This is a genomic window from Stenotrophomonas sp. GD04024 (genome assembly GCF_029837545.1).
Taxonomy (GTDB): Bacteria; Pseudomonadota; Gammaproteobacteria; order Xanthomonadales; family Xanthomonadaceae; genus Stenotrophomonas; species Stenotrophomonas forensis.
This window is the reverse complement of the sequence record NZ_JAOEDV010000160.1, coordinates 1-704: the sequence shown is the minus strand read 5'-3', so window position 1 is coordinate 704 and position 704 is coordinate 1. Positions and strand designations below refer to the sequence as shown.

The following is a 704-nucleotide window of genomic DNA, read 5'->3' as shown; positions in this document are numbered from 1 at the left end:
GGGCAGCTGAAGGTGATGTTGCCGCCCTCCAGCGTGATCGCACTGCTGCCGGCCTGCAGCACCACCTTGGTCTGCGCCAGCACGTCGATGCGCTCGTCGGTGGCGGTGATGGTCAATGCCTGGTCGCTCAGCAGCTCCAGCTCGCCATCGTTGGCCTGCAGGCTGACCGGCCCCTGCGCGGCGATCACCCGCAGCGGGCCGCTCTGCGCGAACAGCGAGACGTGCTCGCCGGACACGGTGGCGAGGGTCTCGCCGGCGCTGACGTGCAGGTCCTGCTGCACGGTCATCTGCAGGTTCTGCCCGGCATAGGCCACGGCGCTGGCCGCGGTGGTCCAGGCCACGTGGTGCGGCGCTTCGGCCACCAGCAGCGGCGTGCCCAGCCGTTCCACCGGCCGCTCGCCAGGGCTGCGGCCGTCGCTGCCGGGCTTCATCGCGCTCTGCCCGTTCACGTCGCCGGTGTAGCGGCCCTGCGCCTTCGGGTCGATCTGCTCGCGCAGCTGCTGGGTGCGCTGGTACTCGGCCAGGCCCGGCACCTGCTGCTCGGCCAGGGTCTGCTGCATCTGTTCCAGGCTGCGTTCGGCGCCTTTGAGCTGCGCCACCACGCTGGCGTTGTCCATCACCGTGGATGCGGCGCGCTCCTGCAGGCTGGCCGACAGCAGCAGGCCTTCGCTGGCATGCACGTTGCCCCAGCCCTGGGTGGCCAG

General features: G+C 71.3%; 1 protein-coding gene. It reads right to left on the bottom strand.

The features are described 5' to 3' along the window. On the bottom strand, positions 1 to 704 hold a 704-nt coding region (locus tag N7590_RS22100), incomplete at both ends, for a DUF2345 domain-containing protein (protein ID WP_279935908.1).